The 26,537-nt window shown below is 37.5% G+C and carries 21 protein-coding genes and 1 CRISPR repeat array; of the genes, 20 read left to right on the forward strand and 1 reads right to left on the reverse strand.

Going from position 1 to position 26,537, the window contains the following annotated elements; all coding sequences use genetic code 11:
• Positions 1-48 precede the first annotated feature (48 nt).
• Genes ACSQ6I_RS27405 through cas3 form a run of 9 tightly spaced genes read left to right on the forward strand, consistent with a single transcriptional unit; the run spans position 49 to position 12,159 of the window.
• Positions 49-1,347, forward strand: a complete 1,299-nt coding sequence (locus ACSQ6I_RS27405; protein ID WP_438893309.1) for a Card1-like endonuclease domain-containing protein — start codon at positions 49-51, stop codon at positions 1,345-1,347.
• Complete coding sequence (locus ACSQ6I_RS27410) at positions 1,344-2,960, forward strand: Cas10/Cmr2 second palm domain-containing protein (RefSeq protein WP_438893310.1); 1,617 nt, start codon at positions 1,344-1,346, stop codon at positions 2,958-2,960. Before ACSQ6I_RS27405 ends, ACSQ6I_RS27410 begins: the two co-directional genes overlap by 4 nt.
• The gene (locus ACSQ6I_RS27415) at positions 2,961-3,629 is read left to right on the forward strand and encodes an RAMP superfamily CRISPR-associated protein (RefSeq protein ID WP_438893311.1); all 669 of its coding nucleotides are present in this window, start codon (positions 2,961-2,963) and stop codon (positions 3,627-3,629) included. It abuts the gene before it with no gap.
• Entirely contained in the window at positions 3,626-5,281 is a 1,656-nt protein-coding gene (locus ACSQ6I_RS27420) for an RAMP superfamily CRISPR-associated protein (protein ID WP_438893312.1), read from the forward strand. Before ACSQ6I_RS27415 ends, ACSQ6I_RS27420 begins: the two co-directional genes overlap by 4 nt.
• The gene (locus ACSQ6I_RS27425; RefSeq protein WP_438893313.1) at positions 5,278-6,699 is read left to right on the forward strand and encodes an RAMP superfamily CRISPR-associated protein; all 1,422 of its coding nucleotides are present in this window, start codon (positions 5,278-5,280) and stop codon (positions 6,697-6,699) included. Before ACSQ6I_RS27420 ends, ACSQ6I_RS27425 begins: the two co-directional genes overlap by 4 nt.
• A complete protein-coding gene (gene csx19 / locus ACSQ6I_RS27430; protein ID WP_438893314.1) occupies positions 6,696-7,250 on the forward strand; it encodes a type III-D CRISPR-associated protein Csx19 in 555 nt (184 codons plus the stop codon). Before ACSQ6I_RS27425 ends, csx19 begins: the two co-directional genes overlap by 4 nt.
• Positions 7,247-9,514, forward strand: coding sequence for a TIGR03986 family type III CRISPR-associated RAMP protein (locus tag ACSQ6I_RS27435; RefSeq protein ID WP_438893315.1), 2,268 nt, complete (start codon positions 7,247-7,249; stop codon positions 9,512-9,514). Before csx19 ends, ACSQ6I_RS27435 begins: the two co-directional genes overlap by 4 nt.
• A complete protein-coding gene (locus ACSQ6I_RS27440) occupies positions 9,504-10,127 on the forward strand; it encodes a DEAD/DEAH box helicase (RefSeq protein WP_438893317.1) in 624 nt (207 codons plus the stop codon). The genes ACSQ6I_RS27435 and ACSQ6I_RS27440 overlap by 11 nt, the downstream gene beginning before the upstream one ends.
• Positions 10,108-12,159 (forward strand): CRISPR-associated helicase Cas3', encoded by a 2,052-nt coding sequence (gene cas3, locus ACSQ6I_RS27445; protein WP_438893318.1) that lies wholly within the window; start codon positions 10,108-10,110, stop codon positions 12,157-12,159. Before ACSQ6I_RS27440 ends, cas3 begins: the two co-directional genes overlap by 20 nt.
• A gap of 45 nt (positions 12,160-12,204) precedes the next feature.
• Here cas3 and ACSQ6I_RS27450 read toward each other — a convergent pair whose 3' ends face one another.
• A complete protein-coding gene (locus ACSQ6I_RS27450; protein WP_438893319.1) occupies positions 12,205-13,155 on the reverse strand; it encodes a transposase in 951 nt (316 codons plus the stop codon).
• Between the two features lie 271 nt (positions 13,156-13,426).
• On the opposite strand from ACSQ6I_RS27450, the gene ACSQ6I_RS27455 reads away from it, so the two are divergent.
• The 11 genes from ACSQ6I_RS27455 to cutA all read left to right on the forward strand — a co-directional run bounded on the left by ACSQ6I_RS27455 (position 13,427) and on the right by cutA (position 26,488).
• Entirely contained in the window at positions 13,427-13,492 is a 66-nt protein-coding gene (locus tag ACSQ6I_RS27455) for a hypothetical protein (protein ID WP_438893414.1), read from the forward strand.
• A 37-nt stretch (positions 13,493-13,529) separates the two neighbouring features.
• A complete protein-coding gene (locus ACSQ6I_RS27460) occupies positions 13,530-13,826 on the forward strand; it encodes a hypothetical protein (protein WP_438893320.1) in 297 nt (98 codons plus the stop codon).
• A gap of 132 nt (positions 13,827-13,958) precedes the next feature.
• Positions 13,959-15,767 carry a hypothetical protein gene (locus ACSQ6I_RS27465; protein ID WP_438893321.1) on the forward strand — a complete coding sequence of 603 codons (1,809 nt, stop codon included), beginning with the start codon at positions 13,959-13,961 and terminating at the stop codon, positions 15,765-15,767.
• The gene (locus ACSQ6I_RS27470; RefSeq protein ID WP_438893322.1) at positions 15,760-16,722 is read left to right on the forward strand and encodes a DevR family CRISPR-associated autoregulator; all 963 of its coding nucleotides are present in this window, start codon (positions 15,760-15,762) and stop codon (positions 16,720-16,722) included. Before ACSQ6I_RS27465 ends, ACSQ6I_RS27470 begins: the two co-directional genes overlap by 8 nt.
• Positions 16,703-17,455, forward strand: coding sequence for a hypothetical protein (locus tag ACSQ6I_RS27475; protein WP_438893323.1), 753 nt, complete (start codon positions 16,703-16,705; stop codon positions 17,453-17,455). The genes ACSQ6I_RS27470 and ACSQ6I_RS27475 overlap by 20 nt, the downstream gene beginning before the upstream one ends.
• A complete protein-coding gene (gene cas6 / locus ACSQ6I_RS27480) occupies positions 17,433-18,458 on the forward strand; it encodes a CRISPR system precrRNA processing endoribonuclease RAMP protein Cas6 (protein WP_438893325.1) in 1,026 nt (341 codons plus the stop codon). Before ACSQ6I_RS27475 ends, cas6 begins: the two co-directional genes overlap by 23 nt.
• A gap of 6 nt (positions 18,459-18,464) precedes the next feature.
• Entirely contained in the window at positions 18,465-19,049 is a 585-nt protein-coding gene (gene cas4, locus ACSQ6I_RS27485) for a CRISPR-associated protein Cas4 (RefSeq protein ID WP_438893327.1), read from the forward strand.
• A gap of 3 nt (positions 19,050-19,052) precedes the next feature.
• Positions 19,053-20,030 carry a type I-D CRISPR-associated endonuclease Cas1d gene (gene cas1d, locus ACSQ6I_RS27490; protein WP_438893329.1) on the forward strand — a complete coding sequence of 326 codons (978 nt, stop codon included), beginning with the start codon at positions 19,053-19,055 and terminating at the stop codon, positions 20,028-20,030.
• Positions 20,027-20,320 carry a CRISPR-associated endonuclease Cas2 gene (gene cas2, locus ACSQ6I_RS27495; RefSeq protein WP_015217589.1) on the forward strand — a complete coding sequence of 98 codons (294 nt, stop codon included), beginning with the start codon at positions 20,027-20,029 and terminating at the stop codon, positions 20,318-20,320. Before cas1d ends, cas2 begins: the two co-directional genes overlap by 4 nt.
• A gap of 208 nt (positions 20,321-20,528) precedes the next feature.
• A CRISPR array of direct repeats spans positions 20,529-24,058; the repeat unit is 37 nt; unit sequence GTTTCGATATAACTAATCCCCGCAAGGGGACTGAAAC.
• A 69-nt stretch (positions 24,059-24,127) separates the two neighbouring features.
• Complete coding sequence (locus ACSQ6I_RS27500; protein ID WP_438893330.1) at positions 24,128-25,978, forward strand: DEAD/DEAH box helicase; 1,851 nt, start codon at positions 24,128-24,130, stop codon at positions 25,976-25,978.
• 177 nt (positions 25,979-26,155) lie between these two features.
• Complete coding sequence (gene cutA, locus ACSQ6I_RS27505) at positions 26,156-26,488, forward strand: divalent-cation tolerance protein CutA (RefSeq protein ID WP_438893331.1); 333 nt, start codon at positions 26,156-26,158, stop codon at positions 26,486-26,488.
• Positions 26,489-26,537: the final 49 nt, after the last annotated feature.

Consider the following 26,537-nt stretch of genomic DNA (forward strand, 5'->3'; position numbering starts at 1 on the left):
TATGTATACTGGTTATGGAAATTTTGACAAAAGGATACACCAGAGATTATGACTACATCTGAGTTAGATAAGTATAAAGTTGACCATCTGTTTTTGCTGATAGGTGAAAATCCTTTACCTAATTACGTTGCAGCTAATCTGTTACTAAACAAGGGAGGAATTGTGTATTTAGTACATACAACAGATACATTAGATGAAGCAAAACGCTTAGAAAATATACTTAGAAGTGAAAGTGCATTAAATAGCTTTAAAGGTATAGAATTGCGATCGCTGAATGATTATGAGTCTGATGCTTATTACATCCAAAAAGAAATTAGGGAAAAGCTGGATGGTATTAAAAGCGGAAAAATCGGACTAAACTATACTGGTGGTACAAAAGCAATGTCTGCACACACTTATCGGACGTTGTTTTACCAAGAAACTAAAGATAAAACTTATAGACAGCGAACAGATATTATTTTTAGCTATCTCGATCCACGTCGGTTGGAGATGTGCATAGATAGGGAAGACAACGAGCGAATTCGCATAAAAATTAAACCAGATACGTTGCCAGTAAAACTTGTTAAAATTTTTGAGCTACATGGCTTAGAGTTGAAAACAAATCCTACACAAAAAGTACAATTACCGCAATTAGCGGAAGAACTTGCCAAAATCTTTCAAGATGAAAATAAAACTAAGCTGTGGTTCGATTGGTACTATCAGGTATTTTGTGAAGCTACAAGGAAGAAGAAAGGAAATGCTTGGGGGAATTGGAAAAGTAAGACTGATTTGGCTGGTTTATCAATTACTGTAAATACGTTGCCATTAGAAATTGTGGACGTGTTTAGAGAACAAAATTTTCTGACATCTGATGATCAGTTTGCCTTATCAGCAATAAAGTCAACGGGCGCTTTTACAGAAATTGAATATTTTTGTAAATGGCTAGATGGTTTGTGGTTAGAGCATTATGTGTTACAGAAAATTGCAAATCTTGCTAACAGTCAATCAATACAAGACTATGGATTGAATTTTGAAATTCCTCTAACAGGTACTAAGGATGGATTCGAGTTTGATGTTGCATTTACGCGGGGTTATCAGCTTTTTGCCATTTCTTGTACAACGAGTCGTGACAGAAAACTATGTAAGGTAAAGCTTTTTGAAGCATATTTAAGGGCAAAGCAAATGGGTGGAGATGAAGCGAGAGTTGCTTTAATTTGTTGCTCGGATGAACCTGACTCCTTGAAATCTGAAATGGCAGATACACTGTCTAGTAAAAAGATTGCTGTATTTGGACGTGAACACCTAACAAAGTTGGCTAAAGAAATTGAGCAATGGATTATTAAAAATGACCAAGAGGCAAAAAAATGACTAAGTTTACTGTAACTGTAATAGATACATCTGGAATTCAGAACTATGTTTTTAATAGCAATCGTTTACGAGAAAATATTGGAGCATCTCATTTAGTTTCTGAAGTAACACTTGATTGGGTAAAAGAAACTTTGGATAAAGAATTTGATATTCCTAAGTGTCGGCAAAAAGAAGCAATTGAAATAAGTGGACTAAATGCTGAATTGGTATATGCCGGTGGTGGAAATACACTACTAATATTTAAATCTCGCAAAATTGCTGTTGAGTTTATTCAAATTCTCAGCAAGCGAGTTTTGAAAGATGCTCCAGGGATTAATCTAGTAGTTGCTCATGCTGACTTTGATTGGGATCAAGATAATAATCTCTATCAAGTAGTTAAAGACTTGATGCAAGGAGAAGTTGAACGCCGAAAATATGAGCGAATTACTTCTGTTCCTTTACTCGGTTTAGGTGTAACAGCAGTTTGTAATTCAACTCAATTACCGGCTGTCGGTAGAAGTGATGAATTTGTTAACTATGGTGATGAAAAAGAAGCTGATAGTTATCTGATTTCTAGGGAGACTAAGCAAAAACTAGAAGCAGTTTCTAGAGCAAATAGAAAACTTCAAGATATATTTGCTGAAGAGGTTGACGAAAATATTTTTCAGTTTCCTTACCGCACTGACCATTTAGGTCGTTCTGAAGGTGAATCTAGCTATGCAGCAATTGTTCATGCTGATGGTAATCGTATGGGTAAGCGATTTCAAAAATATGGTGAAGATGCCAAAAATAATCGAGATTATGTTAACAGAATGCGAAAGTTTTCTGAAAGCGTTGATTTAGCTGGCAGAAATGCATTAAAAGCTGTTGCAAAAACTCTCATTAAATCAATTAAAGAAGGGAAAGTAATAGGTAAACAGGGAGAATTTAAACTCAAAGCTAAATACTATCTTCCTTTCCGTCCCTTAGTTTATGGTGGTGATGATATTACCTTTATTTGTGAAGGGAGATTAGGATTAGAATTAGCTGCATTATTTCTGAATAAATTTGAAGAACAAACTGTAGCTGATGGTAAAAAAATAACAGCTTGTGCAGGTATTTGTGTAGTGAAAACCCACTATCCTTTTGTTCGAGCTTATCAAATTAGTGAGGAATTATGTAAGGAGGCTAAAAAGTTTGTTAAAGAGAAGAAGCAATTTGAGCCAAATGGATTTTCGGCAATTGATTGGCATTTAGCCGCAAGTGGTTTAATTGGTTCTATCTCTGAAATTCGTAAGCGTGAATATCAAATTACTGTTGATAAAAAAAATTGGAATTTAGCAATGCGTCCTGTACGGTTAGATAATAATAGCAGTGATTGGCGTACTTGGGAAGGTTTTACACAGGTCGTTAAAGAATTTCAGGAAGGCAAAGATTGGAAAGATCGACATAACAAAATTATGGCTTTAAGAGAAGTTTTACGAAAAGGTTATATTGAAGAATTTTTACTCGCTTACAAATTACCGCATTTACCCTTATTTCCAGAATCATCTGGTCAGAATGAACAGTTGAAAAATCAGGGGTGGAAAGATGGAGTCTGTGGTTATTTTGATGCTATCGAAGCTTTAGAGTTTTATATTGGATTGGAGGATTAAGTGACCATCTATCAACTAAAAATTAATTTGTTAAGTGACACTACCTTTGGGAGAGGTGATGGTGTAGCTGGTTTAATTGACCAGGAAGTTGAACATGATGTCTATGGTTTTCCTTATTTACGAGGACGTACATTGAAAGGTTTATTAAGTGAAGAATGTGATAACTTGATTTCTGTTTTACCAGATAATATTCGCTTTATTTGGGAAAATATTGCTTGCACTTTATTTGGTCAACCGGGTAGTACTCTGGGAACAATTGCCGCAATGCGTGTGGGAGATGCTTGTTTACCAGAAGACTTGCGAGAAGTTGTTGCTTGGCAAATTAAAAATGAAACCCTAACTGATAAAGAAGTTCTCGATTCTTTAACTACGATTCGTCGTCAAACATCAATTAATTCTGTGACTAGCACCGCAGATAAAGGAAGTTTACGTTCTTTTCGTGTAATTATCCGTCAAATTGAATTCAAAGCTGATTTATCTTTTGAAACTCAACCAAGTGATGAAATTCTCTCCCTTTTATCAATAGGTACATTAGCATTACGAAGAATAGGAAGTGGACGCAATCGAGGTCGAGGACATATTCGATGTACGCTCCATAGTAGCTCAGGAAAGGAAATTACATATCAATATATAAATATGTTTGGAAAAAATCAGGAGAAAATTGTATGAAAGTAATTACTTTTTCATTACAAACTCAACAACCACTACTTGCAACTTCATTGCAAGGTGATCCAAATAGTGATGTTTCATATTCTTACATTCCCGGTAGCATGATTCGAGGTGCGATTATTGGAAGATATATGAAACGAAATGGTTTATCAGAGCTAGATTTGGATAATGATGAAGTTAAAAGATTATTTTTTAGTGCTAATACTACCTGTTATCTAAATGCTTATTTGCAGAATCAGGAAGGAAAACGCACCTTACCTGTATCTTGCTCTTTGTTTAAGCATAAAGATGATGACTTACCAAATCCAGAAACATATAAATTGATGCGTGTTTATGAACGCACTCAGGAGCGTGAACTACCAGAAGAAATTGAACTAAAGAGAATAGAGCAGCAGTTTTGCACAGTTAAGGAGCGTCTTATTGTCTTTCACTCTATATCTCGACGGATTAACATCCACAACAAACGCGATCGCACAAAAGGACGCTCCACTCAAATTAAGCTCGATCCTAAAACTCAGCAACTCAAAGGTGAGGGAGAAATCTTCCGTTACGAAGCTATCGATGCTGGACAAACTTTTCAAGCTGTGATTTTGTGTAGCAATGAAGCAGAAACTACATTACTGACAGAGTTATTACAAATATCACAAAACCTCTGGTTGGGTGGTTCTCAAAGTGCTGGTTATGGACACACGAAAATTGATCATGTAAATTCTCAAGAGAATTGGGATGAAGTAAGTATTCCTCCTACTAAACGCATTGACAGAGAAAATTTAACAATCACCCTTTTAAGTGATTTAATTTTACGTGATGATTGGGGTCAATATGGTGTTATTCCACCATCTGCACAAGATAAAATACCCGTTCCACTGACAAAGGAGTTGGGAAAAATATTAGGTATAAATATAAATCTTCAGCCACAAATGAGCTTCGCTAATAGCACTTTTATAGGTGGATTTAATCGTAAATGGGGATTACCTCTACCTCAAGTTCCAGCATTTGCAGCAGGGAGTGTATTTGTTTTTAATAATATCTCAATTACTTCAGAGCAAATTCAACAACTAGAGTGTCAAGGTATTGGAGAACGAAGAATTGAAGGTTTTGGTCGAGTAGTCGTAAATTGGTTAGAAGAGTTAGAAGAACGAAAAATATTTGAAGCAAGACTACCTAAATCAGACTCAAGCCACGAACCAATTTTAAAAAAAGAAACGTCACGCATTTTAGCAGAACAAATGGCAGAAAGACTATTACAACAAAAACTAGAACAAACTTTACAAAATCAAGTTGGACGTTTAAGCATCAAAGGAACTATTAGCAATAGTCAACTTTCTCGCTTACAATTAGTAGCTAGACAAGCACTTAATACAGGTGACTGTAATTTAGTTATATCTCTTTTGAATAATCTCCATTTTAATGCTAGTGGTCAATTTGAAAGAGCCAAAATAAGTGATACATCTCTTAAGCAAAAGCTTGATGAATGGTTACAAAATCCAGGTTATTGGATTAGTGATTCCCAAAATTTAACAGTACGAGTAGCTGATGTAGAAAGAAGTATCACAGATGAATTTGCTAGAGAAAATAAACTTGCTGAAAAGTATACCCTACGTTTAATTATGGCAGTAGCCAAAAAAGCAATAAAGGAGCATAAACAATGAATTGTGAGCGTCTAAGCATCCGCAATCATCGTCATGTTATTGAACGGATAATAATCAAGGGAACATTAGTTTTAGATACCCCAACTTGTTTAGGAAGCGGTGATGTTGAGGGTGACACTGATTTAGTTATTTTACGAGACAGTGTAGAAGATAAAGCATTACTAATGGGTTCTTCCATTGCTGGAGCGTTACGGAATTATTTACGGGATTATGAATATGGTTATAACGCAGAAGAAATATGTGTATTATTTGGTGGACAACGTAGTGAGGAAGAAGGTGAACAAAGTCCTTTAATTATTAATGATGCCATTAGCAACACTATCCCTCATGTAGAATTACGAGATGGAGTCAAAATTAACAGCATTACTAGAACTGCTGAAGATGGACAAAAATATGACTTGGAGTTGCTGGAAGCTGGAACAAAATTTGACATTTCTTTTGAATTAATAATTGAAAATAATCGAGAAAAATTAATTAGAGAGTTAGTAATTGTTCTTCAAGGATTAGAAAGCGGTAAAATCCCTATTGGAATGAAGAAACAACGGGGTTTTGGTCGTTGTCACGTAGAAGAATGGCAAGTTTGGAAATTTGATTTGCAGAAATCTGATGAACGACTAGATTGGTTAAATTTTGAACATTGGAAACTTGGTTTATTCTCCAGTTATCCAATCCATAAATCAATTGAAGAGGCTTTAGGTTTGTTCTTAGATGAAAAAGAAGATAAACGCGATCGCCTAACCATTCACTCCACATTTACCCTCGCTAGTCCCCTATTAATTCGTTCTGGCCAAGCTTCCAGTGATAAAGCACCCGATGTCGTACACCTCAAATCCCGACGGAATGGAGAGTTTCAACCAGTTTTATCTGGTACAAGTTTAGCGGGGGTATTACGTCATCGTGCAGAACGAATTGTTAATACTCTCCAGAAAAATACAAGCATTATTGATGAAATATTTGGTGTCGATTTCAGCAAGGATAAAACTAAGAAAGCAAAAGTAAGTCGTTTGATTGTTCATGAGAGTGTCATTAAAAAAAGTAATGATTTGGTACAAAATCGCATAGCTATTGACCGTTTTACAGGTGGTGCTTTACATGGTGCATTATTTAATGAGCAACCAATTTTTGGGAGCGATAAAACAGAGTTGAAACTGGAATTGGAGTTACGTCAACCGAAACCTCATGAAATTGGTTTGTTACTACTGTTAATTAAAGACTTGTGGACTGGAGATTTACCTGTTGGTGGTACAAGCAGTATCGGAAGGGGAAGATTGCAGGGAAAAACAGCAACAATTACTTTAGCTTTAGAAAATAAAAGTTGGAATATTACCCAAGCTTCAGAAAATGAACCTTTGATAATAGATAATTCTGAAGATTTAGAAAAATTTGTTGATGCGTTAAATGAGGAGGTAGCTGCTTGAATAAACCAATACGTAAGTTTTTAGATATTTCAACCAATTTAGATATAAATAAATGGTTAGAACAACAAGCTGAAGAATATCAATTAAAGTTTCTGTTAGCTCACGCAGAAGATGGTGTGATTTGGGGAAAATTTAAAGATGGTAAATTATTAACCGCAGATAGTGCATTTGATTTTTTGCCTAAATTACGTTTTTTTACTTTGCAACAATGTCGGGCTTTTGGTGAAACATCGGAAGTGATGCTTTGGCAGACTGATAAGGGTTTTAAAGCTCGTTTAATTCAAGATAAAAAGGATACAGAATTTATCCCCGAAAACCAGATTCTTTGGGGAACAAAAGCAGATAAAATTTGTGGTTATTTTACTTTAGTGTCAGATGGTCAACAAGGTTTAAAACACGCTGTTCCTTTGACTGGGATTCCCTTCAAGGATAATGAACATCCTTTGTGTTTAACTGTTCATCACTATATTGATTACGATGATTCGGGTGTAGCTCGAATTGATCTAAGTCGTCTAGCTAACTTAACTACCTTTAAGGAGATTAAAAAATGAATCCTAAGCATATTTCTAAAGTTCCAGATGAGCGTAAAGCGATCGCACCTTATAATTTTGTAGAATTACCAGAAAAAGTTGTAGAAGTATCACCAGACTCTCTACAACAAAAAAACCGCTATTGCGAAAATCGCTATACTGGCAGAATTGAGTGTACTTTAACTACTGAATCACCGCTTTATATTCGCTGTGGATTAACAAAGGAAGAATTTGAATGTGGTGCAGAATCAAAAGATTTACCAGATTTCTTTTACACCAATCCTTTAGAAAAATCGACAAAACCTGTAATTCCTGGTAGCAGTTTACGTGGAATGCTGCGGAATTTAGTTGAAATTGTTAGTTTTAGTAAAATTGACCGTGTATCTGACCAAAAACACTTCTTTTTTCGTGCGGTTGCTGCTCAAAAAGATGACCCATTAGGAAGAGAGTATAAAAATCTCTTGAAAGAGGTAAAAGCTGGTTACTTAGTACGTGAAGGAGTTAATTGGCATATTAAACCTGCTAAAAGTATAAATAATTCACCATTTATTTGGGTTAAAGAGCGAGACTTATCAAGAATACATTCTTTAATCAAAATGAATCAACAAAATTATCATCCACAGTACATAAATGTTAGTTTTGGAGACACGTTATTTAAAAGTCCAAGAAGGTTTACGACACAAGTTAGTGCAAACCAAAGTTTATATCCACATAAAGGGATTCTTATTACTAGTGGGAATATGCTAGAATCTTCCAATAATTCTGAAAATCTTCATCGTAGAAATCATTGTATTGTCGCAGAAATTAATAATGATGTAGATGCACTAAAAATTAATGATGATGCTATTCAATACTACCGCAGTTCACTCACTGAGTTTCAAAAACAAAAACCTTTTGATAAAGACTTTGGAGTTTTAGAACAAGGAAGACCCATTTTTTACTGTGAAACTCAAAATGGACAAATAGAAGTAACATTATTTGGTCACTGTCCAAACTTTCGTATTCCCTATTCACCAAATCGAGACGGCGTAGCAGCTTCAGCAGTGAATTTTATTCCTGAAAATATTGCTAAATCTGACATAATTGACTTAGCTGATGCAATATTTGGCTTTGTTAGAGGTAGAGATAGAGATAAAGATACATATAAAAACTCTAAATCAAAAAGAGTAGAAGCTCTCGCTAGTAGAGTGTCTATCGAAGATGCTATTTGTGAAAAAACAGTTAGCGATGATATCTGGCTAACTGGTAATTTTGATGAAACAATTACACCAAAAATTCTTTCTAGTCCTAAACCAACAACATTTCAACATTATTTAGTTCAAAAAAGTGCGGAAAAGAATCAGCTTAAACATTATGCTAACAAACCAGCTACTAATAACGAAACTGGGGAAACCGTTATTCGCGGACATAAACTTTACTGGCATAAAGGAAGTAATCCTGATATTGAACATCCAGATGGTCAAAATGCTACAGGAACTCAAATAACTAAGATTAAACCCATCAAAGCAGGTATTTTGTTTAAGTTCAATATCCACTTTGAGAACCTGAGCAATGTAGAACTGGGTACTATACTGTGGGTATTGAAGGTTGCAGCAGAACCAGAATATTGTCTTTCGTTAGGTATGGGTAAACCTTTGGGTATGGGTGCAGTGAAAATTTCTCACCAGTTACATCTGAGCGATCGCACTTCTCGCTACTCTTCATTATTCCATGAAAAACAGTGGTTGACTGGAGAACAAGACCAAAGTAATACTGCTTCAAAACATTCTGATTGCATAAAAGCCTTTGAAAAGTACATCCTGGATAATATTCATGATGATGACAATCCACAAGGGTGCAAAGCGACAAAATTAGAAGAAATACCTCGTATCCAGATGCTTTTAGCTATGTTGCGATGTGATAATCCACCATTAGCTGAGAATACTCGATATATGACTATGACTATCGAGGCTAATGAATATAAAAACAGGCCTATTTTGCCAACTCCATTACAAATAATGGATATATCAGATAATCGCAGATGTCAAAATAAAGATATAGTCATTATAAAATTACGTCAAGATAAAAAATCCGAAAAATTTCAAGTGGGACAAATTGTAGATGCACGGGTGACAAAAATTAATGGTAGTAGAGTCACTTATGAAATTACTACAACAATGCAGAGGCTAACAGAAAAAGAACCAAAAAAAGCTGCTTTTCTTCAAGAAGAAGAGACTGTGAAAGTTAAAATTACTGCTTTAAAAGAAGACGGTAATATTAAAAGTGTAAAACTTTATGATAGATGAATACTTCCAAACCCTAACCACCTTTCCCCCACGCAACTTTCAACGAGAAGCCATTACTAAACTCCTCCACCGTCAAGACATCCTTCTCCGCGCACCCACAGGGTCAGGAAAAACCGAAACAGCGATCGCACCCTTCCTCTTTGCAAAAACCCTCAACCTCGACTTCCCCAATAAGTTAATCTACGTCGTCCCCCTACGCACCTTAGCCAACAGTCTGCGACAAAGAACAGAAACACTCGTTCAACGCTGGTCACAAACTCAAAATATCCCTTGTCCAGTCGTCACCCTACAAACAGGAGAAAACCCAGAAGACCCCCGCTTTGAAGGTGATATAGTCTTCTGCACCATTGACCAAATGTTAAGCAGTTTCTTGAATATTCCCTACTCAGTTGGTCGGGGTTCAGCTAACGTCAACTCTGGGGCAATATTCGCATCTTATCTAGTATTTGATGAACTGCATTTACTTGATCCAGACCGTTCTTTTACCACCGTTCTCAAGGTTTTACAACAAGTCAAAGGTATTTCCCCATTTCTGTTAATGACCGCCACATTAACCAATGAACTGGCTACGCAAATTCAAGGTTTAATAGACAATGGAAATAATTCAAATTGAAGATACTGATTTACAAGCGATTGAAGGTAAACGTCGTCGGATATTTCAAGCAAAATCTCATCCTCTTAATGCCTTAGAAATTATCGCAGATATACACACCAATCAACGAAAACGAGTTATAATTATTTGTAATACCGTTTCTCAAGCGCAGGGTTTATATAGAGATTTACGAGAATTGAATCATGATGAAACCCTAAATCTTACCCTGCTGCACTCCAGATTTTTACCAGAACATCGCGCCCAAAAAGAAACATTTTTAAAAGAAACCTTTGCTGAAAATTGGCAAGATGACGGTACTTGTTATGTTCTAATATCTACTCAAGTAATTGAAGCAGGAATTAATATTACCTGCCAAGTTATGCACAGTCAACTTTGTCCTATGAACTCATTATTACAAAGGGCAGGACGTTGTGCAAGATTCCAAGATGAAGAGGGTCAAGTTTTGGTTTATCGCACCATAGAAGTTAACCAAGCTTATTCTACCCTTGCAGAAGCAGATATAGAACCAGAAACAGAAGAATCTACCGATAAAAAGCAAAGTTTTCTGCCATATCCTAGAGAAACCTGTGAATTAACATGGCAAGTATTACAAACACATATTGAATCAAATCAGGTAAATGAAAATGTCGGATTTCGCACAGAAGAAAATTGGATAAATCAGGTTCATACTACAGAGGATTTACTCCAACAACAACGCCGACAAAATAATCAAATGCTGTTTGAAAATAATTTTGAATCAGCATTTTTTAGGGGTGATCAATCTTTTGCAAGTGAGTTAATTCGGTCAGTTGATAGTCGGAGTTTATTTGTCTGGGAAGAAACCGGATTTATTGACTTTGAGGAAGAACCCATTGACCCCCGAAAATTAATGGCTTTTTCAGTTCCTGTCTCTACACTGTGTAAAGTTTGGCGAGATTCCAAAAACTTAGAATTTGGCACAGATTGGATTTTTAAACGAATTGAAGCACCCAAAGACAAAGCAGAAACCTATAGTCAACCTGTCTGTACAGAAATCAAATCCCGTGATTCATTAATTAACAGCATCAGGATTTTAGTTAATCCCCGCTTTATTTATTATGATGAAAATATTGGATTATTGATTGGCATTAATGAATTTGGTAATGGTTTTATTTCACCACCAAAACCACAGCGCACAATCGCCAGTGAATACCGTTATAATATGGATACATATATTGGGCATTTGGGTTGTATGTGGACTTGTTGGCATAAACCATTTAAAACCTTGCGTTTGAAAAACGGTGAAGCTGAACCAACGATTTATAATAGTATCAGGAATGAACTATTACCAGCAGGTACAAAATTAATTAAAAACAAGATTTTTCCACATATCCAAGAGTCAGAAGCAGCAGCGTTATTTGAAATATTGGTATTTTTCGCTATCTTTACCCATGACCTGGGTAAACTACAAATTAAGTGGCAACAAGTAATGCGGGGTTGGCAAGCGATCGCTCATTCTTCATTTCAAGGTCAAAACCCCAAACAACATTTACTGGCACACACTGATTATAACCCAGAAGACAGTCAGCAAAAAACAGCACTCAAAGAATACGAAAAGAAACACAAACGTCCTAACCACGCTGTTGAAAGTGCATATTTAGCACGGGAGATTCTCAAACAATCTTTAGTTCCTTTATTACGTGATGATCTTGCAGCTGATAATGAACAAATTCAATATATTTGTTATACAGTCCTTATGGCTGCTGGTCGTCACCATTCTGCTTGGGCTGGTGGTTGGAATGGAGCAGATATAGCTAAAATAAAAACTATAGAATTACATCCAGAGGCACAAAAGGCGATTACTCAAAGTTGGCAAGGTATGACACGCTTCCTAAGTCAGAGTTTACCATTAACACCAGCAAATTTAAGTAGAAGCAATTACCTGATTAAAGAGTTTGACTTGAATCAGTTAAACACTGCTGACGAGTTTGAGTATTTTCATTTGTATCTGTTGGTAGTCAGAGCATTAAGACTGTGTGACCAGCGTTCAGTACAACTGAATTTTCATGTTTAATTTTTATGTAGAGAGTTATCCACAACATCTCTACATTAATCATTATTAACTATCTGTACCACCTGTATTTTCCTGAGTTAATAGTTCTTGAAAATCAGGAACAGAACCTATAGTAATTGCCTGTTCTAATAGCTGGTTGAGTCGGTCATGATCATAAATTTGATTGATTTGTTCCACTAATTCAGAAGGAGCATCTTGAAATCTAGTTTTGATGATTTTAACAATAGATTTCTGAATACCCTCAGCTATTCCTATACGTTCGATACTTGACACATATCTCATTTCCTTTTCACCCTCGAAACGCTGCAATTCAGTTTTGAAATTCAAGTCTAAATCCGGTGGTAAAGTCATCAGTCTATCAATCAAATCGAATAGCTGAAGAATTTTCTCCCTACTATATCCTAACTCATACATCCGCTTAATTAAACTTAATTTCCACTGCAACCGTCCTGTTAAATTTTTAGTTGTGGCTTGTGTACGTAGGTGCGCCATCACCAATACAGCAAAAGGATTATCACTTTGTTCTAATTCTGACCAACGAGGTTGATAATCCAGTAATTTCACGATTGGAAATTGAAGACTTAACCGACATCCCCAGCGGCTATAACTGTATTCTTGAGGTCGCCAACTAACTTGATTATCTCCCAAAATAGCCAAGCTAACAACTTCTTGACCATAACGATTAAAAATCCTGTAATGATAGGAAAACATCCGCTTAGGAAAACCAGTATCTACTTGACTTTGGATTTCTAAATGGATTAGTAACCAGGTTTCTTTACCATCATTTAGCCAAACTTTAATCAGCTTATCAACAAATTGCTTACCAACTTCTGATTCTCTCATCAATTGCTGGAGTTCTTGGTCAAGAAACTCATAACCTCGCGTCCAGTCAATTTCACTGTAAATCTGAGGAAAGAAGAATGTTAAAAACGCCTCAAAGTATTTTTCTACCCCTTCCTTCCAAGCACCATCATAATCGGCTTTTACTTCACTCACAGTTGTTTTTAAAAGTTTATTAATACAATATAGCGTTTTATCTGGTAGCAGATAGATGAACTGAATGGAGAACTACAAACCATAAGAATAGTTTCAGTCCCGTTGTCATGATGATTCCATGACCAGGATTCTTTACTATCCAGTCAGCTTTGTATCATCTATCTGCCATTAACTAGAATACAACATTAGGGATAAAAAATAAAAGTATATTCTTATGGTTTGTAAAAATCTGGAAAAAGTATGCTAGATTCTTCTTATACTGAAAGCGTCCCTGAACTGGTATCAGAGACGCTGGTCAATTTCGCAAATTTACAAAGCGGCTGAACTCTCACATTAAGCCGCCTATATTGTTATACCCATTGAAGGTAAAACTCATGTTTAGACATAGTAACACAAAACAAGACCAACACCCCAGTTTGAATGTCAATCAATTGGAATCTGTTCTTGCTGACGGACTATTAACAGAGAAAGTCGGAGAACTGGTCAAAATGCTGGCAAATAAGCAAGTTTCAACCGCAGATATCCGCGAGAAAGCGAAAAACGGTAAACTTGAGTTTGTCTATTCCTACGGAGTGCTGCGGATAGTTCCATCACACAAGGGTAAATCAGGTAGATGCTGGAGATGGGATGTAATTTTTTCCCCAGTGAGTTTATTCCCAGTTTCTGAGTAAATAATTGAATTGCTCAGGTTTTTCTCTACACCTTTATTCCTACTGAAGAGGTACTTTCCTGATTGGAAAACCCCTCTTCCTGGTAGGTATATACTGTTTGGAAGTAGACAACTCCTATGGGTTGAAGACCAGATGATAAAGCAGCTATTTGTTACCAAAAAATTCGGCACTTATGCTGACACTTTCCTGATGCTAGGTCTGGTACAGCTTGCAGAGTATGCACTGAAAGCCACTCACCAAAAAAGTGCAATTCAACTTTTAGATCAAGGAACACGCTACTGCCTTCAGTTAAAACAACCTATAAATTTAGAACTGGTAGCTAAACTCAATTATACCAATTCTTTCCCACCAGTCAAAGGTCAAAAAACCGACATTAGCAAAATACCGCAGGAAACAGATACTTTTAACACAGTGGAGGAAAGCGAAAGACGAAAACTTTACCGCAACTATGTATTTGAACAACGGGGTAAAGTTGAATTTAATGAAGATGCACCAAAACCACCTCATCCTAGTACCCAAAATGGCGTAATTCTTACTTCCATGCGTCATGACCGCAATCATAACGAATTGTGGTATTTAGGATGGCAAATTAAAGACCATTATGGGGCTTTGTTGGTTGCTTTATTTACAGCTTTTAGCCAAGAAATAGAGGATGTTAATAGCTTAGTAAATGAGTTATTTACTCAAACTACTGGACAGAAATTACCAGAAACAGCCAGTGCCGTCAAAATTTATTTACCTACATCTGTTCAAGGGGTGAATCGAATTAAAGCAGATAGTAATAAAGTAGATTCTCAAAAAGCAGATTGGTTAAGTTTATGGTTGATTGCTGGGGGTTTATTTACCTTTGGTATAGCGGAACGGGTAAAAATAGCAGAACGAGTTTATGATTGGCGTGTTGTTGCCCTTGAACCACAAGATATTCCGTTAAATAAATATCGTGAGGTGTTGAATCAACTTCGTAAATTTAACCCACCTTCTGGAGGTCATGGCATTGCTAGATTTGACTCTGAATTAATATTGCTGTTCTGTCGAGAGTTACTTAATCATCATCAAGTCCAAACAGACATAGAAGCTGATGAATTTGATATTTGGCAACCAGTTAATCACTTTGTTAGTAACTTTATTGGTACTCACTTTGGTTCAAAGGGTCAAGTTTATGGTGTCAAAGAAGTTTTTAGTTTAGGTTTACCAGGTTGGATTAGTCCTAAAGACTCTCAAGAACTCACAGATTATCACAATGTTTTAAACGAACATTTATCAGTTATCACTACCTTATCTGCGGAAGAAGGACACAGTGAATTATTAGCAGCTTATCGGGATTTTATCACTGGTACAAATCTCATAAATTTCTTTCGCTTTCAAGTTAGTTATGCCGATTATGTTGTGAAACGTTTAGCAGATTCCAAAGCTAGACCAGCGCGTTTATTTTCTATAAATGGATTAAACCTCATGGTGAAGAATTTTAAGCATCGTCAAAATGACCAAGAATTAAATTTAACGGACATCACTGAAGACCCTGGATTTTTACGCATTGCTAAGGCTATTAATAGTGCCACTGTCTATGCAGGAAAAGATGAACATGGTTGGGATAGAATCTATGGTTTAGCACAACGTTTGAGCAGTCAAGCAGGTTCTAAAAAGGATTTTATCATTGAATTATCAGCCTTTATTGCCAGTTACGAAAATGAAAATCTCCGCATTGATGAAGAACTCAAAAAGAAAGGTAAACCCCGAAGAATTTGGACTACCAAAGATGATTTAGATAGGGTAATTAATCTCATCGAAAATCATGGTTCTAGTTTAGTTGCTAACTTATTAATTGCCTATGGTTATGCTAAAGGTTGGGGTAAATCTAAAGAAGCAGATAAAACCAATTTGACTAATGAATCAGAAACAGAAGTAGATAATATTGAAGAAGGAGAATCCGAAAATGACTAAGGCAAAATTTCCCGTTTACTCAATTTCAATTAGTGGATTACTATCTTTACAGCTTCATGCTTTAAATAACGAAGGTAACGAGGGTAATCAATCTCTAACTCGGCGTTATTATATTATTCAGGATGGCATGGATGAACCTGAGTATGTGAATGGAATTTCTGGGGATATGTTCAAACATATTCAATCTGAACATCTACACCGTGTTGCTTTAGAATCTGGACTAAGTTTATCTGAGGGTGGTAAACAATTTAATCCAGATAGAATTGGTTATGATCTAGAAAAAAATCTCTCAGTTTTTACAGACAAAGACACTGATTTAGCTGCCAAAACTGGCAAGGTTCTTCAACTCTGCACCATCAGCGATTTAGAAGGTTTCATGGTGACTGTTAAAGGTGGACAAACCCTAAAACGTGATTCTGTAATTGAATTTGGGGCAGTTGTGGGTTTACCGAATTTGGTCAAAACTCAAAGTTACTTCCATGCTAAATACGGTGTAGATAATCCTACTCCTTATAACGTGCAAGTCAGTTCCGGTTTATATGCCACCGTCTTAAATATTGAGGCTTTTCGGATTGGTTATAATCCTCATACTTTTAATTACAGCATTGATGTTTCTGAACGTAAAAAACGTCTTGACGCTTTGCTCAAAAGTGTGCTTTATACTTATTTACAACCTAATGGTGCAAAACGCAATACACATTTACCCCATCCTGATAATTTTGAAGGTGTAATTACTGTTAGTAGTCGGCGCTGTCCTGCACCAATGATTAGTTCTCTAGAAGGAAGTTATCAAACCCAAATTGACAGTTTAGCAGCTACGTTAAATAACATCAACGGTGCTGATACCATCCGTTGTTTTAAGTTTGAAAATATAGCTGAATTTGCTGACCAAATTGAAATTTTGATTGCTCAAACTCTACCTTGGGATAGTGAAAATGCCGAAGCAATCGCCTAAATCAAAATCTTCCCCAATATCAGAAACCGTAACTACATGGCTAACTGTCACATATCAACCTGTTAGCCTATTTTCTCTCAAACGTTCTGATGCTACCAGCATGGCCGCAAGGTCTAATTTAGTACCTACTCCCTATGCTATCAAAATGGCATTGTTGAAAGTGTTGTTAGAAAGTCAGGGAAGATATCATCAAAGAGACTTTGACCAATGGATTAAAACCGAATTTACCTGGATTCGAGATTTAACAATTTATATCTGGCCTCCAGAAAAATTGGTAGTAAATCGCAACGGTTACAAACTACGCTATTACGACCAAACCGCAGATAAAGCGGATAAAACTCGTCCGACAGTGCCTATGCAAGATGGTTTTGTATTTCGAGAATGGGTATTTTTACAAGGACATTTGCAAATTTGTTGTAGTGCAGGAAGTCACGTATCGGAACTAGAACAGTTATTTGCTCAAATTAATTATTTTGGTAAAAAGGGTTGTTTTTTTCAATATTTACCTGATTTCAAGCAAGAAACTTCAGAACCATTATTTCAACCAAATTTTGCAACTGGTTTTACAATCCAAGCAATGGATGATTTAGGTGAAAAAACTACCTTTAATCGCATTAATCCTTTTTCCACTGATAAAGCTCAACTCGATAAAGACCGAGTAATTAAATCAGGTTTTTTACCATTAAAACTCGTCGCTACCAGCGCCCGTTATGACATTTACCAAAGATATTGAAACTACGTTTGCTGGCATGAGTTTAATCCTGAGACAAGATGCAAAATTAATCAATTCTGTTACTTTAGAATCTTGGTTATCAGATACTCAACTTGTCCCAATTTGGATTCCTTTACAGATTGATAATGGCATTACTAAAATCATGCCTGTGCTGCCAGACTCAAAATTATATCCGCAATTAATGGAATCAATCTGTCTACATATATGTAGGGGCAGAGTCCCCCCGTCTTTAGAGTGGCAAAACAAGCCATATCAACCGACAGGTGTGGAAGTCGATTCTAACGCCCTGCATATAATTCTGGTTTCAATTTCCGCTAATGCACCATTACCAGCAACATTAGGAAGGGCTATTCATGCTCAATTTTTTCAATGGGTTGCTCATGCTGACGCTGCTTTAGCTGAATATTTACATCAACACAATATTCTGCCAATGACTGTTTCAATGCAATACAGTTCACGGCAAAGAATGCAGTTGAGAATTACGCTGTTAAAACCAGAACTTTTAGCACCGCTACTTTGGGGATTAAGTAGTAATTTGGGTGGTGAAATTACTTTAGGTGGAGTCCCTTGTCAATTAGGTAAATGGATAAATATTATACAGTCTCGCAGTTTTGAAAAATTGGCAGAAATACCATTACAAAATACAATTGAATTACAGTTTATTTCTCCTACAAGTTTCAAAAAGAATCAGAATATTCAACCTTTTCCACTGCCAGAGTTAGTATTTGGTAATCTTTTACGTCGTTGGAACAGATTTGCACCAGCAGAACTGCAATTTCCTCAAATTGAATGGCAAGGTTTAGTTTCTGCTTTTGAACTAAAAACCCATGCTTTAAAGATGGAAGCTGGTGCAGAAATTGGTACAGTCGGCTGGGTTAAATATCGGTTTTCAGACCCCGAACAAGCCAGAATTGCCACTATCTTAGCTAACTTTGCTGTCTTTTCTGGAGTGGGACGCAAAACAGCTATGGGTATGGGACAAACTGCTTTAAAAAACCAATAACTAGCAATGAATGAAGATTATTTACCTCTAGCTTACTTGAATGCTTGGGAATATTGTCCACGTCGATTTTACCTCGAATATGTGTTAGGTGAAATGGAAGACAATGAACATATTATCTTAGGTCGTCATGTCCACCGCAATATCAATGAAGAAGGCACTTTTCAGGATGGGGAAACGCTGATTCATCAACAACAATGGGTGTGGAGCGATCGCTTGCAGGTTTCCGGTATCATTGATGCTGTAGAAGAATACGATGGTCAACTTGTGCCTGTGGAATACAAGAAGGGAAAAATGGCACAGCACCTAAACGATCATTTTCAACTTTGTGCGGCGGCTTTATGTCTAGAAGAACGCACGGGACGCACTATTACCTATGGCGATATATTTTATCATGCCAACCGCAGAAGACAGACTGTAGCATTTACACCACAACTGCGGCAAATGACAGAACAAGCGATCGCTCTAGCTCATGTTGCTAGTCAAAACAAAATGCCAGCACCTATTGATCATACCAAAAAATGTGAATCATGCAGTTTGCAAGGTATTTGCTTACCTTTTGAAGTCAAACAATTACAAAATCAAGATTATTAAATTATGACTACTCTTTATGTGATCCAGCCTGATGCTGTTTTAAGCAAAGACTATGAAGCTTTTCAAGTTGCTTTGAGACAGGAAGATGGTTCTTGGAAAAAACGAAAGGTTGCTGCTCAAACTGTAAACGAAGTTATTTTGATGGGTAATCCCCAAGTTACCGGCGATGCTTTTGTTTACGCTTTAGAATTAGGAATGCCAGTTCATTATCTTTCTAGTTTTGGTAAATACTTGGGTTCGGCTTTACCTAAGTCTTCTCGTAATGGTCAACTGAGATTAGCACAGTATGCAGTTTATCACGATTCTGTGCGTCGTTTGGAATTAGTGAAGGCAATTGTTAGCGCCAAAATTCATAATCAGTATAATGTGTTGTACCGACATAATGAAAAAGATAATCCTCTCAAAGAACGTAAAAACTTAGTAAAAACTCAACAAACTCTAGATCAGGTGCGGGGCGTTGAGGGTTTAGCTGCTAGGGAATATTTTGCTTGTTGGCAGCGTATGGTAGGTAAACAATGGACTTTTAATGGCAGAAATCGTCGTCCACCAACTGATCCTGTCAATTCTTTACTCAGTTTTGCTTATGCTTTATTGCAAGGTCAAGTCATGGCCGGTGTACATATTGCTGGTTTAGACCCCTATATTGGTTATTTGCATGAAGTTCATCATGGTCAACCGGCAATGGTGCTAGATTTAATGGAAGAGTTTCGAGCTTTAATTGCTGATAATTTGGTGCTGTCGTTATTGCATAAACACGAAATTAAACACGAAGATTTTAATGAAAGTTTGGGTGCTTATCGGTTGAAGGACAATGCGAGAAAAACTTTTTTGCAAGCATTTGATAAAAAAATGAATGATGAATTTAAACATCCTGTGTTTGATTATCGTTGCACCTACCGACGAGCGATAGAATTACAAGCACGGTTACTAAGTCGTCATTTACAAGAAGGTATTCCCTACAAACCTTTATCACTAAGATGACTACACTGTTTTATCTGATTATTTACGACTTACCTGATAATAAAGCTGCAAATAAGCGGCGTACTCGCTTACATAAAATGCTGAGTGGTTATGGTAAGTGGACTCAATATAGTGTGTTTGAATGTTTTTTGAGTGCGGTACAGTTTGCTACACTACAAACAAAGATAGAAAAACTGATTAAGCCTGATGAAGATTCTATTAGGATGTATGTACTAGATGCTGGTAGTGTGAAAAGAACTATCACCTATGGTTCGGAAGTACCTAGACAAGAACAAGCAATAATTATATGATGAATACATCAGCTAAATTTTGGCAGACCTAGAGCGGGGTCAAAAACCCCAGGGATTCGCCAAATCGCCAGAACCTTGACAAATAAATACTTTCAGCGTTTCATTAGTTTCAGTTGGCAGTTGACCCAAAGCCGGAAATGAGGTTTTTTTTGAGGTCTGCCAAAATCCCCCCTACAGTCTGCTCCTAGACTGTGTTTCAGATGGCGGGGTTTCGATATAACTAATCCCCGCAAGGGGACTGAAACATCTGGTGTAGCCTGAATTTGGTAATCCCCCTTTACGGTTTCGATATAACTAATCCCCGCAAGGGGACTGAAACATACAAATGGATTGTTTTATTATCTAGGAACATTAGGTGGTGGGTTTCGATATAACTAATCCCCGCAAGGGGACTGAAACTGAATTCAATCTCGCACGATTACGTTACGCTGCTAAGTTTCGATATAACTAATCCCCGCAAGGGGACTGAAACTTGTAGAACTAGAAAGATTGTTAGACCTCGCTGCTGGTTTCGATATAACTAATCCCCGCAAGGGGACTGAAACGTCTCCACCACCATCTGTAACTTCTGTGTTTCGTAGTTTCGATATAACTAATCCCCGCAAGGGGACTGAAACGTTTGAGAGTACGTACTAAAATTTCTGAGTTCTTTGTTTCGATATAACTAATCCCCGCAAGGGGACTGAAACGGACTAGTGAGACTCAGAGAAAACAGGCGCTCAAGGATGGTTTCGATATAACTAATCCCCGCAAGGGGACTGAAACATAACACCATCAAGCAACTTTGAACCTGATTCTGGAGTTTCGATATAACTAATCCCCGCAAGGGGACTGAAACTTTGACCTAGCGATCGCTTCCGGTGCAAACTGAATTGGTTTCGATATAACTAATCCCCGCAAGGGGACTGAAACACCAAAGTATTTCCTGCACTGACTTACCTCAAATATTCGTTTCGATATAACTAATCCCCGCAAGGGGACTGAAACTTAGCGATTCAATAGTATCACGCTTAACTGTTTTAGTTTCGATATAACTAATCCCCGCAAGGGGACTGAAACTCTTTTTCGTGTTCGTAAATATTATTATCCGTTGGTGTTTCGATATAACTAATCCCCGCAAGGGGACTGAAACGAGTACTAGGTGTATTGGCTTTCGCTGCTATCGGTTTCTTCGCGTGTTTCGATATAACTAATCCCCGCAAGGGGACTGAAACTTTGAGCAAGTCTTGGAAAATACGACTTTCTTCAGGCGCAAGTTTCGATATAACTAATCCCCGCAAGGGGACTGAAACTTGATTTAGGTAGTTTGCGATAATCTTTAGTTAACAGATGGTTTCGATATAACTAATCCCCGCAAGGGGACTGAAACTATTTTAGCTTTTATCTGTTCTTTATTATCCATACAGTTTCGATATAACTAATCCCCGCAAGGGGACTGAAACTATCGCTAGTTCTAGGTTTGTGTAAGTCAAATAAGTTTCGATATAACTAATCCCCGCAAGGGGACTGAAACATTTTAAATAAATCCGATATCGCGTTAAAGTCGGATAGTTTCGATATAACTAATCCCCGCAAGGGGACTGAAACGACCACATAACACATTTAGAACTATTGCTTGATCTAGTTTCGATATAACTAATCCCCGCAAGGGGACTGAAACACTGGAAAGTGCTTAAATATGCAACAATGTTTCTCCAGTGTTTCGATATAACTAATCCCCGCAAGGGGACTGAAACTGGAACAACGAAGTTCTTGACGTAAGAGTCGTTAAATGTTTCGATATAACTAATCCCCGCAAGGGGACTGAAACTTAAGTCAGTCACACTATCACCTTCTGTCATCAACCGTTTCGATATAACTAATCCCCGCAAGGGGACTGAAACGTTAAAAGATATGGACGTAACCCTAAAACTTTAATTGTTTCGATATAACTAATCCCCGCAAGGGGACTGAAACAAAAGATTACCAGTGTACGGATTGCCAAGTCACGTTTCGATATAACTAATCCCCGCAAGGGGACTGAAACATGTACGTTCGTTAGCAGCTAATGTTTGTGGTTCACTGGTTTCGATATAACTAATCCCCGCAAGGGGACTGAAACACGCATATAATCTCTTGTTGCATTAATAGGCATAGTTTCGATATAACTAATCCCCGCAAGGGGACTGAAACATATATTTTTCTCTTCAATTACATCTTCATCTACTAGTTTCGATATAACTAATCCCCGCAAGGGGACTGAAACATGCTGGTCATGCTTTGAATATATTGCTCAATTGGGCGTTGTTTCGATATAACTAATCCCCGCAAGGGGACTGAAACTCATCTTAACAGCGTTAGCAAACTGTATAATGCCAGCGCAGTTTCGATATAACTAATCCCCGCAAGGGGACTGAAACGTTTGTACATCAACTTTAATCGTGACTTACTACCTAATAGTTTCGATATAACTAATCCCCGCAAGGGGACTGAAACTTAAAGTGTGAACCTATCGATCTAGTTAATCACTTCGGTTTCGATATAACTAATCCCCGCAAGGGGACTGAAACTTCGCTAGTGGCATACCGTCAATGATGCAATACCATCTCGTTTCGATATAACTAATCCCCGCAAGGGGACTGAAACACAGTAATCTAAACTCAGGGCATCAGAATATATTGCGTTTCGATATAACTAATCCCCGCAAGGGGACTGAAACTCGCTTGACTATTGATTTTCTGCCTTTTTACGCCGGTTTCGATATAACTAATCCCCGCAAGGGGACTGAAACCGAATAGGGGACTTACCTCAAGGTAATGGGGCGCGGCAAGTTTCGATATAACTAATCCCCGCAAGGGGACTGAAACCTGCTCCCGTCAGTTGATTGAAGGTTTCTTTTGTGTAAGTTTCGATATAACTAATCCCCGCAAGGGGACTGAAACTCGAAACTTCTGAACTCGATTAATTTAACTAGCCAACCGTCCTCGTTTCGATATAACTAATCCCCGCAAGGGGACTGAAACTGTGGGTGCGCTCTAGCTACACTCTCCAGGATTATGGTTTCGATATAACTAATCCCCGCAAGGGGACTGAAACTATAACTGGCAATCCTGGAATTGTTTTCACCTTACCGTTTCGATATAACTAATCCCCGCAAGGGGACTGAAACGTAACTATCCCACGGTGTTAGAATTTCCGAATCGTTGTTTCGATATAACTAATCCCCGCAAGGGGACTGAAACAATTATAATTTAGACGTATTTTAAAACAGTTGATTGTTTCGATATAACTAATCCCCGCAAGGGGACTGAAACTGGTATTTCTACTACTACTTATTATTCTTCTGTTTCGATATAACTAATCCCCGCAAGGGGACTGAAACCATAATCACCGTTTCTAGTACAGTTCCAGAAGTCTTGATGTTTCGATATAACTAATCCCCGCAAGGGGACTGAAACACTTTGTAGCATCACCTTGTAAAGCTACATGAATTGTTTTGTTTCGATATAACTAATCCCCGCAAGGGGACTGAAACATGATCTCATAGTCTAGAGATTGTAACCATGCTCTAAGTTTCGATATAACTAATCCCCGCAAGGGGACTGAAACTTTCTAGTTTTTTGGGTGCGGGTTTAACCGCTATCTGGGTTTCGATATAACTAATCCCCGCAAGGGGACTGAAACAAGCCTTCAAAACTCCGCTAATCAATGAGGCATTATAGGTTTCGATATAACTAATCCCCGCAAGGGGACTAAAACCTTTAGTCCTCTACAGATGCGATCGCCATCCCCACCTCACCAAATTCTTAGAGGAAACCCCAAACAATTATGGCCACACTGATTCCTTCATTTAGTAGTTGCAGTTCCCGAATGACCTCTGGTGAAAGGAGGTTAGCGCAGCGCATGGAGGAAAAGCTAGATAATGATTACCTGTTATGGTATGACGTACCCATCGGTAACAAACAACTACACCCCGATTTCATAGTTTTACATCCTAATCGGGGTTTATTCATTCTGGAGGTCAAAGACTGGAAACTTGACACTATTCAAACTGTTAATCCTTCCACATTTACCATAATTACCGATAATGGAATTAAGGAAGTCAAGCACCCATTACAACAAGCCAGAGATTATGCCCTGGCAGTCAACAAATTACTAGAAAAAGATTTTACTTTAGTTCAACAAGGAGATTATCAAGGTAAATTAATTATACCCTATGGTTATGGTGTGGTTTTAACTAACATCAACCGTAAAGACTTTAATAATAGCGAACTCACCGCAGTTTTTGAAGAACATTTAATTATATGCAAAGATGAAATATTACCGAGTACTGATGCGGGGGAAATTCAACAACGACTTTGGGATTTATCACCATATAACTTTAATAAAACCCTAACTAACAATCAAATTGATAGAATCCGGTGGCATATATTCCCAGAATTACGGCTTACTCAGTTATCTTTATTTGATGTTGAAACCGAAGAAACAACGCAACTGCAAATCCCAGACATTCTGCAAATCATGGACTTGCAGCAGGAACAATTAGCCCGCAGTTTGGGTAATGGACATCGGGTAATTCACGGTGTAGCGGGTTCTGGGAAAACTATGATTTTAGGCTACCGTTGTCAGCATCTTACACAAGTCAATAATAAACCAATTTTAGTGTTGTGCTTTAATGTTTCTCTTGCTGCCAAACTCCGGCAAATGATTCAAGAACCCAACAAAATCAGTCGTGTCAAAGTCCGACATTTTCATGGATGGTGTATGGATCTATTAAAAAAATACAACATTCCTAAACCTGACTCCACAGAATATCAAGGGGAAGCTTACATAGAAGAACTGGTAAACCGTGTAATCTTTGCGGTTGATGCTGGCAAAATACCCGCCGGAACTTATGACGCTGTGATGTTAGATGAGGGTCACGACTTTAAACCAGAGTGGCTAAAGTTAATCGCCAAGATGGTAAACCCGGAAACCAATTCTTTACTTGTCCTCTATGATGATGCTCAAAACCTTTACGGTGAAAAACGCAGTAAGAAATTTAGCTTTAAGAGCGTAGGCATCCAGGCACAGGGGCGCACCACTATTTTGAAACTCAATTACCGCAATACAGAACAGGTGTTAGGGGTAGCCTACGAATTTGCAAAAGAAGTGATGACACCCACCACCGGGGATGATGATCAAGTGGTATTAGTACAACCTACCAGTGCCGGACGACAGGGGACAATGCCAGATTTAATTAAACTTCCCAGTTTCAAACATGAGGTAGATTACCTAGCCCAACGGCTACAACAATTACATGACCGGGGTACACCTTGGAACGAAATCGCTATTATCTATCGTAGTAAATTCATGGGCGATCGCATCTATAACGATTTTAGACAAATGCAGATTCCCGTCGAGTGGGTGAATGCCAATAATGATAGTCGTAACTATAACCCTGTTGAACAAAGCATAAAACTTATAACAATGCACTCCAGTAAGGGGTTAGAGTTTCCAATAGTGTGTATTCCTGGTATTGGGTATATGCCCAATGAAAACCAAGTTTTAGCAGAAGAAGCGCGGTTAATGTATGTGGCGATGACAAGGGCAATGGAACAATTGATTATTACTTGTCACCGTTCCTCAGAATTTACCAATCGTATTGAGTCAGCATTATCAAAAGTTGCAAGGTGTTAGAAAATGAAAGAGAATAAATTTTTGGTGATCGCAACCGACCAAATTATTGAGGGAAACAAGTGATATCATGTCTAGCTAATCACTGATGATAGATATATCTAGGTTCACAAATTATCAATTACCACACCAAAAAGATATAATAACTGTTTAGACGGACATAATATTAATAGTCAAAACATGGAATTTATTTTTGTTTACGTCACTTGTAAAGACCGTGCTGAAGCTCTTAGTGTAGGTAAAGCCGTAGTAGAAGCCCGTCTTGCTGCCTGTGCAAATATCATTGATGGAATGGACAGTATTTATTGGTGGAACGGTGAATTACAAGTAGAAAAAGAAGCTATTTTAATTATGAAATCGCGCCGTGATTTATTTGAGGAACTAACGGAAAAGGTAAAATCAGTGCATTCTTATGAAGTAGCTTGTGTAGTAGCTTTACCAATTGAACAAGGAAATCGGGATTACCTGAATTGGCTAATAGCAGAAACCAAGGCTACAAATATCAACAAATAGCTGATCAATTTTCAGATATAATCACAGATTTTACAGATATCTCTATTTA

Origin of the sequence: Anabaena sp. WFMT, assembly GCF_051781005.1 — a bacterium.
In the GTDB taxonomy this organism is placed as follows: domain Bacteria; phylum Cyanobacteriota; class Cyanobacteriia; order Cyanobacteriales; family Nostocaceae; genus Anabaena.

Coding starts and splice junctions, on each gene's coding strand:
- cutA (WP_438893331.1), top strand. CDS start 26,156: ATGGAATTTATTTTTGTTTACGTCACTTGTAAAGACCGTGCTGAAGCT.
- ACSQ6I_RS27440 (WP_438893317.1), top strand. CDS start 9,504: ATGATAGATGAATACTTCCAAACCCTAACCACCTTTCCCCCACGCAAC.
- cas4 (WP_438893327.1), top strand. CDS start 18,465: ATGAATGAAGATTATTTACCTCTAGCTTACTTGAATGCTTGGGAATAT.
- ACSQ6I_RS27420 (WP_438893312.1), top strand. CDS start 3,626: ATGAAAGTAATTACTTTTTCATTACAAACTCAACAACCACTACTTGCA.
- ACSQ6I_RS27405 (WP_438893309.1), top strand. CDS start 49: ATGACTACATCTGAGTTAGATAAGTATAAAGTTGACCATCTGTTTTTG.
- ACSQ6I_RS27470 (WP_438893322.1), top strand. CDS start 15,760: ATGACTAAGGCAAAATTTCCCGTTTACTCAATTTCAATTAGTGGATTA.
- ACSQ6I_RS27465 (WP_438893321.1), top strand. CDS start 13,959: ATGATAAAGCAGCTATTTGTTACCAAAAAATTCGGCACTTATGCTGAC.
- cas1d (WP_438893329.1), top strand. CDS start 19,053: ATGACTACTCTTTATGTGATCCAGCCTGATGCTGTTTTAAGCAAAGAC.
- ACSQ6I_RS27475 (WP_438893323.1), top strand. CDS start 16,703: ATGCCGAAGCAATCGCCTAAATCAAAATCTTCCCCAATATCAGAAACC.
- ACSQ6I_RS27460 (WP_438893320.1), top strand. CDS start 13,530: ATGTTTAGACATAGTAACACAAAACAAGACCAACACCCCAGTTTGAAT.
- ACSQ6I_RS27425 (WP_438893313.1), top strand. CDS start 5,278: ATGAATTGTGAGCGTCTAAGCATCCGCAATCATCGTCATGTTATTGAA.
- cas6 (WP_438893325.1), top strand. CDS start 17,433: ATGACATTTACCAAAGATATTGAAACTACGTTTGCTGGCATGAGTTTA.
- ACSQ6I_RS27435 (WP_438893315.1), top strand. CDS start 7,247: ATGAATCCTAAGCATATTTCTAAAGTTCCAGATGAGCGTAAAGCGATC.
- cas2 (WP_015217589.1), top strand. CDS start 20,027: ATGACTACACTGTTTTATCTGATTATTTACGACTTACCTGATAATAAA.
- cas3 (WP_438893318.1), top strand. CDS start 10,108: ATGGAAATAATTCAAATTGAAGATACTGATTTACAAGCGATTGAAGGT.
- ACSQ6I_RS27410 (WP_438893310.1), top strand. CDS start 1,344: ATGACTAAGTTTACTGTAACTGTAATAGATACATCTGGAATTCAGAAC.
- ACSQ6I_RS27500 (WP_438893330.1), top strand. CDS start 24,128: ATGGCCACACTGATTCCTTCATTTAGTAGTTGCAGTTCCCGAATGACC.